Annotated in this window: 15 protein-coding genes; 11 read left to right on the top strand and 4 right to left on the bottom strand. The window is 68.6% G+C overall.

What is annotated here, in order from left to right:
* Window positions 1-69: 69 nt before the first annotated feature.
* Window positions 70-633, bottom strand: coding sequence for a DUF2239 family protein (locus NPA30_RS14795; protein ID WP_256803503.1), 564 nt, complete (start codon window positions 631-633; stop codon window positions 70-72).
* A gap of 98 nt (window positions 634-731) precedes the next feature.
* Between NPA30_RS14795 and NPA30_RS14790 the strand changes: the two genes are divergently transcribed.
* The gene (locus NPA30_RS14790) at window positions 732-1,073 is read left to right on the top strand and encodes a GIY-YIG nuclease family protein (RefSeq protein ID WP_256803502.1); all 342 of its coding nucleotides are present in this window, start codon (window positions 732-734) and stop codon (window positions 1,071-1,073) included.
* An 87-nt stretch (window positions 1,074-1,160) separates the two neighbouring features.
* Here the strand turns inward: NPA30_RS14790 and argB are convergent, their stop codons facing one another.
* Window positions 1,161-2,054, bottom strand: coding sequence for an acetylglutamate kinase (argB, locus tag NPA30_RS14785; protein WP_256803501.1), 894 nt, complete (start codon window positions 2,052-2,054; stop codon window positions 1,161-1,163).
* Between the two features lie 119 nt (window positions 2,055-2,173).
* Here argB and NPA30_RS14780 point away from each other — a divergent pair, with 119 nt between their 5' ends.
* Both NPA30_RS14780 and NPA30_RS14775 read left to right on the top strand, forming a co-directional pair.
* Window positions 2,174-2,737 carry a histidine phosphatase family protein gene (locus NPA30_RS14780; RefSeq protein WP_256803500.1) on the top strand — a complete coding sequence of 188 codons (564 nt, stop codon included), beginning with the start codon at window positions 2,174-2,176 and terminating at the stop codon, window positions 2,735-2,737.
* A gap of 107 nt (window positions 2,738-2,844) precedes the next feature.
* Window positions 2,845-3,717, top strand: coding sequence for a hypothetical protein (locus NPA30_RS14775; RefSeq protein ID WP_256803499.1), 873 nt, complete (start codon window positions 2,845-2,847; stop codon window positions 3,715-3,717).
* Window positions 3,718-3,724: 7 nt separating this feature from the next.
* On the opposite strand, the gene NPA30_RS14770 is transcribed toward NPA30_RS14775, so the two are convergent.
* Window positions 3,725-4,966 carry a glycerate kinase type-2 family protein gene (locus NPA30_RS14770; RefSeq protein WP_256803616.1) on the bottom strand — a complete coding sequence of 414 codons (1,242 nt, stop codon included), beginning with the start codon at window positions 4,964-4,966 and terminating at the stop codon, window positions 3,725-3,727.
* A 156-nt stretch (window positions 4,967-5,122) separates the two neighbouring features.
* Between NPA30_RS14770 and NPA30_RS14765 the strand changes: the two genes are divergently transcribed.
* The 6 genes from NPA30_RS14765 (at window position 5,123) to NPA30_RS14740 (ending at window position 9,922) form a co-directional block, all read left to right on the top strand.
* The gene (locus NPA30_RS14765) at window positions 5,123-7,012 is read left to right on the top strand and encodes a PAS domain S-box protein (protein ID WP_256803498.1); all 1,890 of its coding nucleotides are present in this window, start codon (window positions 5,123-5,125) and stop codon (window positions 7,010-7,012) included.
* An 86-nt stretch (window positions 7,013-7,098) separates the two neighbouring features.
* A complete protein-coding gene (locus NPA30_RS14760; protein ID WP_256803497.1) occupies window positions 7,099-7,449 on the top strand; it encodes a response regulator in 351 nt (116 codons plus the stop codon).
* A gap of 113 nt (window positions 7,450-7,562) precedes the next feature.
* Window positions 7,563-8,876, top strand: a complete 1,314-nt coding sequence (locus NPA30_RS14755) for an MFS transporter (RefSeq protein ID WP_256803496.1) — start codon at window positions 7,563-7,565, stop codon at window positions 8,874-8,876.
* Window positions 8,877-9,024: 148 nt separating this feature from the next.
* Window positions 9,025-9,198, top strand: a complete 174-nt coding sequence (locus NPA30_RS14750; RefSeq protein WP_256803495.1) for a hypothetical protein — start codon at window positions 9,025-9,027, stop codon at window positions 9,196-9,198.
* A gap of 150 nt (window positions 9,199-9,348) precedes the next feature.
* A complete protein-coding gene (locus tag NPA30_RS14745; RefSeq protein ID WP_256803494.1) occupies window positions 9,349-9,552 on the top strand; it encodes a hypothetical protein in 204 nt (67 codons plus the stop codon).
* A gap of 4 nt (window positions 9,553-9,556) precedes the next feature.
* Entirely contained in the window at window positions 9,557-9,922 is a 366-nt protein-coding gene (locus NPA30_RS14740) for a DUF2188 domain-containing protein (RefSeq protein WP_256803493.1), read from the top strand.
* A 14-nt stretch (window positions 9,923-9,936) separates the two neighbouring features.
* Here the strand turns inward: NPA30_RS14740 and NPA30_RS14735 are convergent, their stop codons facing one another.
* Window positions 9,937-10,281, bottom strand: a complete 345-nt coding sequence (locus NPA30_RS14735; RefSeq protein ID WP_256803492.1) for a response regulator — start codon at window positions 10,279-10,281, stop codon at window positions 9,937-9,939.
* A 269-nt stretch (window positions 10,282-10,550) separates the two neighbouring features.
* Here NPA30_RS14735 and NPA30_RS14730 point away from each other — a divergent pair, with 269 nt between their 5' ends.
* Window positions 10,551-12,305, top strand: a complete 1,755-nt coding sequence (locus NPA30_RS14730; RefSeq protein WP_256803491.1) for an alkaline phosphatase — start codon at window positions 10,551-10,553, stop codon at window positions 12,303-12,305.
* Window positions 12,306-12,383: 78 nt separating this feature from the next.
* On the top strand, window positions 12,384-12,848 hold the full coding sequence (locus tag NPA30_RS14725; protein ID WP_372338818.1) for a hypothetical protein: 465 nt from the start codon (window positions 12,384-12,386) through the stop codon (window positions 12,846-12,848).
* Window position 12,849: the final 1 nt, after the last annotated feature.

The raw sequence follows: 12,849 nt of genomic DNA, 5'->3' as shown, positions 1-12,849 counted from the left end.
AAGGTGACACGGCCTCCGGTCGAGGTCCACCGGCGAACGCCGCGCAAGCTGCCGCCGGCCCCGGCGCCGTCAGCCTTCGCTCCAGCCCGGGCCGGCGAGCCGCATCGCGTGATCGCGCACGTCCGCCGGCCAGCCGGCGACCCGCGCTTCGAAGCCCGGCCGATCCCCGGCATAGAGCGCCCGCGACGCCTCCTCGAATCCTGGCTCGTCGCCGGCGATCGCCGCCATGAACCAGTAAGCCGCGTCCTGCGCCGCCCGCGTTCGACCGGTGAGGGCCTCGCGATGGCGGGCTTCGTCGATCAGCCGGCGCAGAACAGCCGAGGCGCCGCCGCGCTGCTCTGCCAGCCAGTCCCAGTGGCGGGGAAGCAGCGTCACTTCGCGGGCGATCACGCCGAGCTTCGGCCGACCGCGGCCGCGGCCCTGCGCGTCGTCCCCCTCATCCGGCTCTGCCGGCGTTTCCCGAAGATCGACGTCGACCGCCCGGCCCGTACCGTCGAAAACGAGAACGCGGCCGTGATCGACCGCGACCTCGCGCAGCGCCGTCACGATCGCGCCCGCCGGACCTCGGGCGACCACGTGGCCGTCGAGGAAGGCGGTAAGGTCGCTGTCCGCCGGATTTCGCCCTTTGCCCATGTCAGCCCTCGCACCGTTCGATGCTTTTTACCCGGATGGAATTGCGTAGGCAATATCACCCGGGTATAAATGGGCGCGATCCATTGGAGCGACCTGCGGTGACCCCTGAAGAGAAACGGCTGGCCGTTGCGGCCTACAAGAGGCGCGAGGCGCCTGCTGGCGTTTACGTCGTTCGTCACACCGGATCGGACCGGTGCTGGGTGGGCGCGAGCCCCGATCTCGATGCCGTGTGGAACCGCATCGCCTTCATGCTCCGTCTGAACGGACATCCGTGCGCGTCGCTGCAGGCGGCATGGCACGCCAGCGACGGCGAGGCCACGTTCGGGCTCGAAATTCTTGAGATCTTTGCGGACGAGGATCCGGCCTACGTGCGCCGCCGCCGCCTGAAGGAGCGGCGCGCCGCCTGGCGCGACGCACTGGGCGCCGAAGAGCTCGTTTGACGGCCCTGAGGGGGCGTCAGACGCGAGGCGATCGCTTCGCGCCGCGGAGGGACGCAGCCCGCGAGCGGGCGGCCGACCGGTGCGTCCTCAGCGCACGATCAGCGTGCCGGCGCCGTGCTCGGTCAGGAGTTCGAGCAGCACCGCGTGCTCCGTCTTGCCGTTGAGGATCACGACGCCCTCGACGCCGCGCTCCAGTGCCTCGATGCAGGTTTCGACCTTCGGGATCATGCCGCCGGATATGGTGCCATCCTTGATCAGGGCGCGGGCTTCGGCGACGGACAGCTCCTTGATCAGCTGACCGGACTTGTCGAGCACGCCCGGCACGTCGGTCAGGAACAGGAGGCGCGAGGCACTGAGCGCGCCGGCGATCGCACCGGCGAAGGTGTCGGCGTTGATGTTGTAGGTGTGGCCGTCACGGCCGGGCGCCACAGGCGCGATCACCGGGATCATCTCGGAGCGGGCGAGGAGATCGAGCAGCGTGCGATCGACCTCCACCGGCTCCCCGACGAAGCCGAGATCCAGCACCTTCTCGATGTTGGAGTCCGGGTCGATCACCGTCTTCTTCGCCTTCTCGGCGAAGACCATGTTGCCGTCCTTGCCGCACAGTCCGATCGCCCACTCTCCCTCGGCATTGATCAGCGCCACGATCTCCTTGTTGATCGAGCCGGCGAGGACCATTTCGACGATCTCGACGGTGCGCTGGTCGGTGACCCTGAGGCCGCCCTCGAAGCGCGATTCGATGCCCATGCTGCTCAGCATCCGCCCGATCTGCGGGCCGCCGCCATGCACGACGATCGGGTTGATCCCGGACTGCTTGAGCAGCGCGATGTCGCGGGCGAAGGCGCGGCCGAGTTCGGGATTGCCCATGGCGTGGCCGCCATATTTGACCACCACTGTCTTGTTCTCGTAGGCCTGCATGAAGGGCAGGGCCTCGGCCAGAAGGCTCGCCTGTTGTTCGGCGGTGTTATGCTGGTCGGCCATAAGGTCCTCGATCGAACTGTCGCGCTGGGCGCTTTTAGACCAAGCCGCGGCGATGGGGAACACGAGGCGCCGAGGCACCGCCCGAGACTGAAACGGGTCCGTGCGAGGGAGGGACGACCATGCGAGGCCTGCTGATCCTGCTGCTGATCGCAGTCGCCGCCGCAGTGCTGCCAGATGCCGCCCGGGCCGACCAGGCGGGCTGGGATGCGTTGCGCGAACCGGACACGGCAGTCCTGATCCGGCACGCCGAAGCCCCCGGCACCGGCGATCCGGCTGGCTTCCGGCTCGACGACTGCGGAACGCAGCGCAACCTCAGCCGCCGGGGCCGACGGCAGGCCGAGGCGATGGGCCAGGCCCTGAGGACGAACGCGGTGACGATCGATCGGGTGCTGACCAGCCAGTGGTGCCGGACGCGTGAGACCGCCGAGCTGATGGCGGTGGCCCCCGTCGAGGAGGAGCCGGCGCTCAATTCGTTCTTCTCCGATCGCCGTGCGCGGCAGGCGCAGAGCGAGCGTCTGATCGAGCGTCTGCGTGCGCTTCCGAAGGGTGCGAAGGTGGCCCTGGTGACGCATCAGGTGAACATCACCGCGCTGACGGGGGTCTATCCGCGCTCCGGGGAGATGATCGTGGTGCGGCTGGAGCCGGACGGCCGTCTTGCCGTGCTTGGACGGATTCGCGTCTGAGATCAGAGGCAGGATGCAACCCTCAGGACGGATCGTGACGATTCCGGTTGCATCTTCCCATGCCGCGGTGTTGCATCCGGGGGCCCGTCGCAAGTGAGGTTGCGCGCGTGTCCGGCCTGTTCTGCGTCCCGTCCGCCGCGCGGCGGATATCGCCGCTTTCCGACGTCGTGCCGCCATGCGGGCGGCGAACCCTGCGGAACTGTCTCGCGGCCCTCCTGCTGACGGCGGCGGCTGCCGAGGCCGGGCCTGCGGTCGCCGGAGCATGGACCCTGCCGGTCGGCCGGGGTCAGGTCATCGTCGGCCTGCTGGCGAGCCAGGCGACGAGCGGGTTCGACGCCGCAGGCGTGGCCGAGAAGCGCGCACGCTATCGCAAGCGTGAACTTTCTGCCTATGCCGAATACGGCGTGTTCGACGGCTTCACCGCGATCGGCCGGGGCGAGTATCGCCAGGTCGACGAGGGCGATCCGGTCGCGCAGACGGCTTCAGGCCTTGGCTATACCGACTTCGGTGCCCGTGTCCGCGTCTGGCACGACGGGGCGACCGTCCTGTCGGCAGAGGTCACGGCCAGAATGACTGCGGACGATGCCGGCGGCAGCCCGGCTCTCTCCGGCAGCGCCGACGGCGAACTCGATCTGCGGGGGCTCTACGGACGCGCGTTCGCCGTCGGCGGATGGCCGGGCTTCGTCGATCTGCAACTCGCCTATCGCCTGCGCGGTGGCGCGCAGCCGGACGAGCTCCGCAGCGATCTCACCTTCGGCGTCCGTCCGCGGCCGGACCTCCTTCTCCTCGCGCAAGGCTTCGGCACCTTCGCCGTGACCGACGCGTCCGAGTCGGCCTATAGCTACGAGAAGCTGCAGGTGAGCGCCGTCTACGACCTCGACAGCCGGATCTCCCTGCAACTCGGCGGGGTCGCGACGGTCGCGGGCACCGATGCCTTGCGCGAGCGCGGCCTCGTCGCCGCGGTCTGGTACCGCTTCTGACGGTTGATCAGAGAACGAGGATGGCGCGTACGTCGTTGACGTTGGTGAGCGTCGGGCCGGTGACGACGAGGTCGCCGAGGGCCGCGAAGACGCTGTAGGCGTCGTTGGCCGCCAGCCGAGCCGCAGGATCGAGGCCGGCGGCACGGGCGCGGACGAGCGTGTCCGGGTCGATCACCGCCCCTGCATTGTCCTCCATGCCGTCGATGCCGTCGGTGTCGAGCGCGAAGGCGTGCGCACCCTCGGGGCCGAGCGCGAGCGCGAGCGCGAGGAGGAACTCGGCGTTGCGTCCGCCGCGCCCGTCGCCGCGGACCGTGACGCTGGTCTCGCCACCGGAGAGGATCAGCGCCGGCGGCGCGAGCGGGCGGGCGGCGGCACGAATGGAGCGGGCGACGCCGGCCATCACCTTGGCGACCTCGCGGGCCTCGCCCTCGATGTGGTCGCCGAGATCGAGCACCTGCAGGCCCTGTTCCCGCGCGGCCGAACCCACGGCATCGAGGACCGTGCGACCGGACGCCAGCATGTGCAGCGGCCCGGCTTTGAAACGCGGCGGCGGATTGGCCCGTATCGCCGCTTTCATCGCGTCGGTGATCGCGATGCCATAGGCGTCGAGGACGGCGAGCGCCTCGTCCGGTCCGTCGGGCGCCGGCACCGTCGGCCCCGAGCCGATGGCGACGGGATCGTCGCCGGGCACGTCCGAGATGAGAAAGGTGACGACCGGGGCCCGCGACAGGGCCGCGAGACGCCCGCCCTTGATCCCCGAGAGTGCGCGGCGAACGCAGTTCATCGCCCGGATGTCGGCACCCGAGCGCAGCAGCGCGCCGGTGAGCGCCTGCTTTTCGGCAAAGTCGATGCCGGCCGCCGGCGCTGTGAGGAGGGCCGAGGCGCCGCCGGAGATAAGGGCGACGACGAGATCCTCCGGTCCGGCCGAGCCGACGAGGTCCATGATCCGCGCTGCAGCCTGCCGCCCCGCTGCGTCCGGCACGGGATGCGCCGCCTCCACCACCTCGATCGCTCGCGTGGGACAGGCATGGCCATAGCGGGTGACGACCAGGCCTTCGACGGGCGCCTGCCATGCATCCTCGAAGGCCGCCGCCATCGAGGCCGCCGCCTTGCCCGCGCCGACGACGATGGTGCGCCCGCGTGGCGGCTTCGGGAGTCGGCCCGCGAAGCGTCCCGCAGGATGGGCGGCAGCGAGCGCGACGCGGCCGAAGTCCAGCATCAGAGCACGCGCTTCGGCGGCGGAAAGCATGGGCAAGGCGACCTCCCGTTCGACATGGTGCCGACACTGCGCACGCCCGGCGCATCGGAGCAAGTCGCGTCGTGTGGATGGGGATCGACTGAACTCATGAAGCCGGTTGCCCGACCGCGCCCGAGCCGCCATAGCTATACCGGCGAGGGGTGTGGCATGACGAGCATCGAGGACCGGCTTCAGGAGGTGCTGGCGGAGAACGCGCGTCTGCGCGATTGCCTTGAGCTGGCCGAAGCACGATTGCGCGCTCCAGCCTTGGATTCGCCTGAGCAGAGCCAGGCGCCCGCTGCGGCGGACGATTACCGCAGCGTCCTGGACAGCGCCACCGACTACGCGATCATCGCCACGGATCTCGCGGGCGACATCACGCTGTGGAGCGAAGGCGCGCGCCTGATCTTTGGGTGGGACGCAACCGAGATGCTCGGTCGCTCCGCCGACACTCTTTCGGCGCCGGAGGATCGGGCGACTGGCCAGTGCGAGCACGAGCGCCAGCGGGCGATCGTGAGTGGGCGCGCCGCGATGGACCGCTGGTTCGTGCGGCGCAACGGCACGCGCTTCTGGGCCAGCGGGTCGCAGGTCATGCAGCAGGATCGGGCGTCGAGCCGAACCGGGCTGATCATCGTCCTGCGCGACCTGACGCTGCAGCACTTCGTGGAGCAGAGCCTCGAAACGTCTTCGCAGGTGCTGGAGGAAAATGAGCAGCGCCTGCGCGCGTCGCTGCGCGCCGGGCGCATGGTCGTGTGGGAATACGACATCTTGGCCCGGCAGTTGTCGCCGTCACCCGAGCTCGCACTCCTGCTCGGCTTCCCGGCCGACCATCGTCCGGACCTGGACGAGATCCGGGCCGGCTATCTGCCGGGGGAGAGCGAGCGCCTCAGCGAGACCGTGCGGGCGGCGCTGCGACGGGGCGAGCGGTTCTTCGAGCACGAGCTGCGTTATGTCAGGCCGGACGGCGCGATCAGCGGGCTGCAGGCGCGGGGGGAGGTGTTCCTCGATGCGGACGGCCGTCCGGTGCGCGTCGTCGGCGTGCTGCAGGACGTCACCGACCGGCTGCTGACGCAGGATCGGCTGCGCCGCAACGAGGAGGAGATGCGGGCGATCACCAACGCGCTGCCGGTGTTCATCGCGCGGGTCGACGCCAATGGCATCTATGAATACGTCAACGAGAACTACGAGGTCTGGTACGGCCTCAAGGCCGAGGCCATGGTGGGACGCCACATGCGCGAGGTGATCGGCGAGGCGCTGTACGAGGCGCGGCTGGAGCATTTCGCCAAGGCCTTCGCCGGCGAGGCCGTCGTCTTCGATGCCGCCCAGACCGACCCGTGGCGCGGCCGCAAACAGGTGCTGGAGACGCATTACATCCCGCGGCGGCGTCCCGACGGGCGGGCCGAAGGCTTCTTCATCCTCGCCATCGACGTCACCGGCCGCAAGCGCGCCGAAGACGATCTGCGCCTCGTCACGCACGAGCTGCAGCACCGGGTGAAGAACACGCTCGCGATGGTGCAGGCGATCGCCTCGCAGACCTTCCGGCAGGCAAGCGACGTCGCCTCGGCGCGCACGGCCTTCGAGGCGCGCCTCGCCGCCTTGGCCGATGTCTACGACAGTCTGGTGCATCACAACTGGCGCGGTGCGCCGATCCACACCGTCGTCGAGGGCGCACTCGCGCCGCACGGTCTCGGATCCGGCCGGTTCCGGATCGACGGTCCGGAGCTGGCGCTGGGTGCCCGGCACACGCTGGCGCTGTCGCTCGCCCTGCACGAACTGGCGACCAACGCGGCCAAGTACGGCGCCCTGCGGGAGGAGAGCGGCCGCGTCGACGTGATCTGGCGGGTCGACGGCCGAAGCGAGGAGGCGCGCTTTCATTTCAAGTGGCAGGAAAGCGGCGGGCCGCCTGTCACCGCCCCATCGACGTTCGGATTCGGAACGCGGATGATCGAGCGCACGCTCGGCGGCTACTTCGATGGGCAGGCCGTCTTCAGCTACGACACGGGCGGAGTTTGCCTGAAGCTGGAGGCACCTTGGCCGGACGCTGCACGCAACGCTTGAAACCAAATGCCGGCGGTTTAGTTTCGCCATCCTAGAGCAGGAAAATGCAAAGGGTGATGATGTCGGCCTCAATCGCATGCACAGCCGTGCTGATCGTCGAGGCTGATATTCTTGTCCGCATGGAAGCGGCCGACACCGTGCGCGACGTCGGCCTGACTGCCCATGAGGCTGCCGATGCCGACGAGGCGCTCGCGACGCTGACGGCGCACCCGGAAATCGGCATCGTCCTGCTGGACAGCGAGGCGTCTGGCACGATGGATGGGCTGGCTCTCGCACGATTCGTGCGCGACCGCTGGCCCCCGGTGCGGCTGATCCTCGTCTGCGGCGGCCTGACCCGGCCGGACCAGCTGCCGGCCGACGTGATGCTGGCGCGCAAGCCTTATCAGACCCAGCAGATCAGCGCCTTGTTGCGCGACGCTTCGCTCGCACCCGCGTGAGTGGGCCGTTGCTGCCGTCGCTTTTGCAATACGGCTAACGAACGGCTACTCCTCCCAAGCGCGAGCGAACCGGCGCCATCGTCCGCCGCGCCCGCCGGAAGGAGCGCTCCGCCATGCAGACAATCCCGTTCGAGGCCGCCCTGGCAGGGGCGGGCGTCGGCCGATTCCAGCGGCGCCTGCTCGGCATTTTCGGCCTCGTCTGGGCGGCGGATGCCATGCAGGTGCTGGCGATCGGCCTCACCGCGCCCTCGATCGCCGGCAGCTTCGGGCTCACAGTGCCGCAGGCGCTGCAGACGGGCACCGCCTTCTTCCTCGGAATGTTGGTCGGCGCCGCGCTGTTCGGCCGGCTGGCGGATCGTCTCGGGCGGCGCAGGGTCCTCATCGTCACCGTCCTCATCGATGCGGTCTTCGGAGTCCTGTCGGCTTTCGCGCCGGGCTTCGAGTGGCTGCTGGCGCTGCGCCTGCTGACCGGCATCGGCGTCGGCGGCACGCTGCCGGTCGACTACGCGATGATGGCGGAGTTCCTGACGCCGGAGAAGCGCGGGCGGTGGCTGGTGATCCTCGAGGGCTTCTGGGCGGTCGGGACCGTCGCGGTGGCGCTGATCGCCTGGGCGGTGCAGTCGAACGGGGTGCCGGAGGCCTGGCGCGTCATCTTCTTTCTGACCGGCCTGCCCGCGGCGATCGGCATCGTTCTGCGGTTCTGGGTGCCCGAGTCGCCGCTCTACCTTCTGCGCAGCGGCCGCGAGCCGGAGGCGCGGGCGACGCTGGAGCGCGTTGCGGCGATGAACGGAGGGGTCAATCCGGTGGCGCCGCTGACCGCCGCCCCGGCGACGCGCACCCGGCTGTCCGAGCTCTTCGCCGGCAGCCTCATGCGGCGCAGCCTGGCGATGTTCACCGCCTGGCTGCTCGTGTCGATCTCCTATTACGGGGTCTTCGCCTGGCTGCCGGCACAGCTCGCCGGCCAGGGCTTCGGCTTCGTGCGGGGCCACCTCTTCCTCGTGGTGATCGCGCTCGCGCAGCTCCCGGGCTACGCGCTGGCTGCCTATGGCGTTGAGCGCTGGGGCCGCAAGCCGACGCTGATCGGCTTCCTTCTCGTCAGCGCGGCCAGCTGCTCGCTCTATGCGCTCGCCACGTCGGCCGTTCTGGTCGCGGGCGCGATGATCCTGATGAGCTTCGCGCTGCTCGGGACCTGGGGCGCCCTCTATGCCTTCACGCCGGAGCTGTTCCCGACCCGGCTGCGCGCCAGCGGCATGGGGTTTGCAGGCGCGATGGCGCGCCTCGGCGGCCTTGCAGCGCCGACGGTGATGGCGCCGGTGGTCGCGGCCGGCTTCGGCACGGCGCTCACCGTTTTCGCGGTGCTCCTCCTGATCGGCGCGGGCGCCGTCGCGCTGGTCGATACCGAGACGCGCGGGACTGCCCTCGCCTGACGCATCGGCGGGACTGGCGCGGCGGCCGATCGCGGCGAGGGTCGATCCCGCTGGCGGTCAGGCCCGCGCAAGCCTAAGCTCCTAAGGCTGGCGATTGGGCAGGGATCCTGCACGATCCCCTTCAGACGCATGAGCGGGAGGATGACCCATGTGCAGACATCCCGACGCCGAGGTCCCGGCCGGTGACGGTGGCGAGGCCGGCGTGCAGCAGCCGAAGACGACCATCGACCGCACGTTCGTCGAGATCGCCCGCGAAGGCGGCTTCAGCACGGACGAAATCCGGTTCATGCTCGACATGGAAGACGACGCCGCCGTCGCTTGAGGCGCTGCCCTTCGAGCCGCGCGGATCGTTCGAAGTTTAGCGACCGAATGTGGGGCGCATTGACCCTGCCACGCAATTGCTGACGGCGTTGACGCTCCGGCAAGCCCCGGCTGCGATGCTGAAGGCCTGACTGTAAGACAGGATGTTCACATGGCGAGTTTCGGCACCACGGTCGCGATCGACTGCGTCACCGCAGAGACCCTCGGCGACAATCGGCATCCCCTGAGCATCGCGCAGCAGCTCGGCATCGAATACGCCTGGGCCGAGCCGCGGCCGGTGGACGAGGCCTGCCTGCTGCACGGCTGCACGCGCGTGCCGTCACGCCTGCCGATCTACGTGCGCCCGCTCGACTGATCGAATGAGCGCCGCGGAACGGCTGACACCCCTCGGCGTTGAGGCTGCACCGGCCGGCACGGATCCGGCGGCAGTTTCAGACAGGGGTAGCGACGTGGTTGATGTCCACTATCACATCGTCCAGCACGACGGCGGCTGGGCCTACAAGGTCAACGACGTGTATTCGGAGACCTTCACCAGCCACGAGGCGGCCCTGCGGGCGGCAAAGGACGCCTCGGAGCGTCAGGCGGTTGCCGGCGAAACGGCAGCAATCCGCTACCAGGATTCGACCGGCTTCTGGCATGAGGAACTCGCCGGTGGCACCGATCGGCCACACGCGGACGTCGTCGACGACGATGAGGACGATGCCGGCCGCGCGGCCTCGGCGTAAGCCTGCTCGGAAGATCAGATGACGACGTTGAGAACGTCGATGCTCGTCCACGGCTTCGGCAGATAGCGCACGCAATGCGGCAGCGCATCTGCCGCTCTCGTGGCCGGATGACCGGAGGTGATGACCACCTGGATGTCCGGCCACCGATCCTGCACCGTGCGGGCGAGAGAAAGGCCGTCCATCGTTCCAGGCAACGACACGTCCGTGAAGACATGCGTAAAGACGTTCGGCTGCCGTTCCAGGGCGGTGAGCGCATCCTCCGCATCGCCCACCTCGTCGACCGCGTAGCCTGCCTCCTCCAGAAGCATCGCTGCGGTCATGCGCGTCAGCGCATCATCCTCCACGATCAGGATCCGCATCAGTCACCTGGTCCAGTGAGTCGAGTCTGATCAACGGCGGGTTCACAGGAAGGTTCCCCGGTGACGCGGAACCTTTCGCACAATCGCGACACGAGTACGGAGCTTCGCCCTGCGGAGGGTCGGTCCCGCTGGTTCTGCGGGATCGCACACAGAGGTCATCGGTCGTCGCAGCCCACACTCCAGCTTCAAGAACGGGTCGGGACCGCCGTCATCCGAGTGACATGCAGAGCCGGTAACGGAGGGCCGCCATCAGTCTTGGAGACCTTTCAATGCGCGGCCTTCTCGCCCTTCTCACCGCCACGACCTGTTGCGTCTCGGCGGCCTCAGCGACGACCGTCTATCCGCTCGATCGCGCCACCATCCTCGCCCGGTCTCCATTCGACATGAAGGTCGAGTTCGACGCGGTCGTGAAGCCGGACGAGGTCACCGTGACCGTCAATGGCAAGCCGGCCGAGGACGTGCTCGGCCAAGACGTCGAGTTCGTCGAGAAGGAAGAGGGCCTGAAGGACGGCGTCGAAGCCTCTGCGGTGCTGATCCGCGGCGCGAGCATCGCCACCCCGGGCTCCTACACCGTGCAGGCCAAGGCCGGCGGCGAGACCAAGAGCGTCACCTGGAACGTCTACGGCACCCCGGCGGCTCCTAAGGCGAAGAACATCATCTTCTTCCTCGGTGACGGCCTCTCCGTCGCGCACCGCACCGCCGCCCGCATCATGTCGAAGGGCATGACCGAGGGCAAGGCGAACGGCCGTCTGAACATGGACGACCTCGACCACATGGCCTTCATCGGCACCTCGTCGACGGGCGCCATCGCCACCGACAGCGCCAACACGATGTCGGCCTACATGACCGGCCACAAGTCGGCGGTGAACGCTCTCGGCGTCTATGCCGACCGCACCAAGCCGAGCCAGGACGATCCGAAGGTCGAGACCATCGGCGAGGCCCTGCGCCGCACCGGCGGCAAGTCGGTCGGTGTCGTCTCCACCGCCGAGCTCGAGGACGCAACCCCGGCGGCCGTCGTGTCCCACACCCGCCTGCGCGGCGACAAGGCCGACATCGTCGGCATGTTCTACGACGTCAAGCCGGAGATCCTGCTCGGCGGCGGCTCGGCCTACTTCCTGCCGCAGGCGACCAACGGCTCCAAGCGCAAGGACGACAAGGACTACATCCAGATGTTCAGGGACGCCGGCTACACGCTGGCGACCGACAAGAGCGAACTGGAGCAGGCCAACGGCACCAACAGCGGCAAGATCCTCGGCCTGTTCCACACTGGCAACATGGACGTGACGCTCGACCGGGACTTCCTGCACAAGGGCACGGTCGACAAGTTCCCGAACCAGCCGGGTCTGGTGCAGATGACCCAGGTCGCGCTCGACCAGCTGTCCAAGGACGAGGATGGCTTCTTCCTCATGGTCGAGGGCGCGTCGATCGACAAGATGTCCCATCCGATGGACTGGGATCGCGCGGAGTTCGAGACCATCGAGTTCGACAAGGCGGTCGGCCTCGGCATGGACTTCGCCAAGACCCATCCGGACACCTTGATCGTCGTCACCGGCGATCACACCCACGGCGTCTCGCTGATCGGCACCGTCGACGACGAGAAGCCGGGCGAGGAGATGCGCGAGAAGGTCGGCACCTATGCGGAGGCCGGCTTCCCGAACTACGAGGACAAGGACGGCGACGGCTATCCGGACCGCGTCGACGTGACCCGCCGGCTGGCGATGTTCGCCAACAACTACCCGGACTACTACGAGACCTTCCGTCCGAAGATGGATGGCCCGTTCGAGCCGGCGGTGAAGGGCGCCGACGGCACCTACGTCGCCAACGAGCAGTACAAGGACGTTCCCGGCGCGGTGCTTCGCACCGGCAACCTGCCGAAGTCGGCCGACAGCGCCGTCCACGCAGTCGACGACGTGGTGCTGCAGGCGACCGGTCCGGGCTCGGAAGAGTTCAAGGGCTACATGGAGCAGAGCGATGTCTACAAGGTGCTCGCGGATGTCTTCGCCCTGGCTCCGGCGACGAACTGATTTGAGGCTCTTTGCCTGAAATCGCGGCTCCGGGTGCTCTCTGCATCCGGGGCCGAACCGCTTGAAGAGGTCGATGACATGCTGACCAACGCCGTCTCGCGCCGCCGTCTCCTGCAAGGTGGTCTTGCTGGGCTCGTCGGCCTGACGCTGATGCCGGTGCGCCGCGCCCACGCCGAAACCTCGCTCACGTTCGACGAGCTCTACGGCAAGATCAGCGTCCTCGGCCTCACCTTCTCCGACAAGGTCAAGGGCCTCGACGGCCAGCCGGTGGCGATGAAGGGGTTCATGGCCCCGCCGCTGAAGGCCGAGTCGAACTTCTTCGTCCTCACCGAGATCCCGATGGCGCTCTGCCCGTTCTGCTCGACCGACGCAGACTGGCCGGACAACATCGTGGTCATCTATCTCGACGACGCCAGGACCTTCGAGCAGGCAAACGCCCTGATCGAGGTCGAGGGACGACTTGAGGTCGGATCCTGGCGCGATCCTGAAACCGGCTTCCTCAGCCGGTTGCGCATCGTCGACGCGTCCTTCGGCGCGGCCTGAG

It is taken from the genome of Mangrovibrevibacter kandeliae (assembly GCF_024519155.1).
GTDB lineage: Bacteria > Pseudomonadota > Alphaproteobacteria > Rhizobiales > Rhizobiaceae > Mangrovibrevibacter > Mangrovibrevibacter kandeliae.
This window is presented reverse-complemented; position numbering and strand designations above follow the sequence as displayed.

Coding starts and splice junctions, on each gene's coding strand:
- NPA30_RS14795 (WP_256803503.1), bottom strand. CDS start 633: ATGGGCAAAGGGCGAAATCCGGCGGACAGCGACCTTACCGCCTTCCTC.
- argB (WP_256803501.1), bottom strand. CDS start 2,054: ATGGCCGACCAGCATAACACCGCCGAACAACAGGCGAGCCTTCTGGCC.
- NPA30_RS14780 (WP_256803500.1), top strand. CDS start 2,174: ATGCGAGGCCTGCTGATCCTGCTGCTGATCGCAGTCGCCGCCGCAGTG.
- NPA30_RS14770 (WP_256803616.1), bottom strand. CDS start 4,966: ATGCTTTCCGCCGCCGAAGCGCGTGCTCTGATGCTGGACTTCGGCCGC.
- NPA30_RS14765 (WP_256803498.1), top strand. CDS start 5,123: ATGACGAGCATCGAGGACCGGCTTCAGGAGGTGCTGGCGGAGAACGCG.
- NPA30_RS14755 (WP_256803496.1), top strand. CDS start 7,563: ATGCAGACAATCCCGTTCGAGGCCGCCCTGGCAGGGGCGGGCGTCGGC.
- NPA30_RS14750 (WP_256803495.1), top strand. CDS start 9,025: ATGTGCAGACATCCCGACGCCGAGGTCCCGGCCGGTGACGGTGGCGAG.
- NPA30_RS14745 (WP_256803494.1), top strand. CDS start 9,349: ATGGCGAGTTTCGGCACCACGGTCGCGATCGACTGCGTCACCGCAGAG.
- NPA30_RS14740 (WP_256803493.1), top strand. CDS start 9,557: ATGAGCGCCGCGGAACGGCTGACACCCCTCGGCGTTGAGGCTGCACCG.
- NPA30_RS14735 (WP_256803492.1), bottom strand. CDS start 10,281: ATGCGGATCCTGATCGTGGAGGATGATGCGCTGACGCGCATGACCGCA.
- NPA30_RS14730 (WP_256803491.1), top strand. CDS start 10,551: ATGCGCGGCCTTCTCGCCCTTCTCACCGCCACGACCTGTTGCGTCTCG.
- NPA30_RS14725 (WP_372338818.1), top strand. CDS start 12,384: ATGCTGACCAACGCCGTCTCGCGCCGCCGTCTCCTGCAAGGTGGTCTT.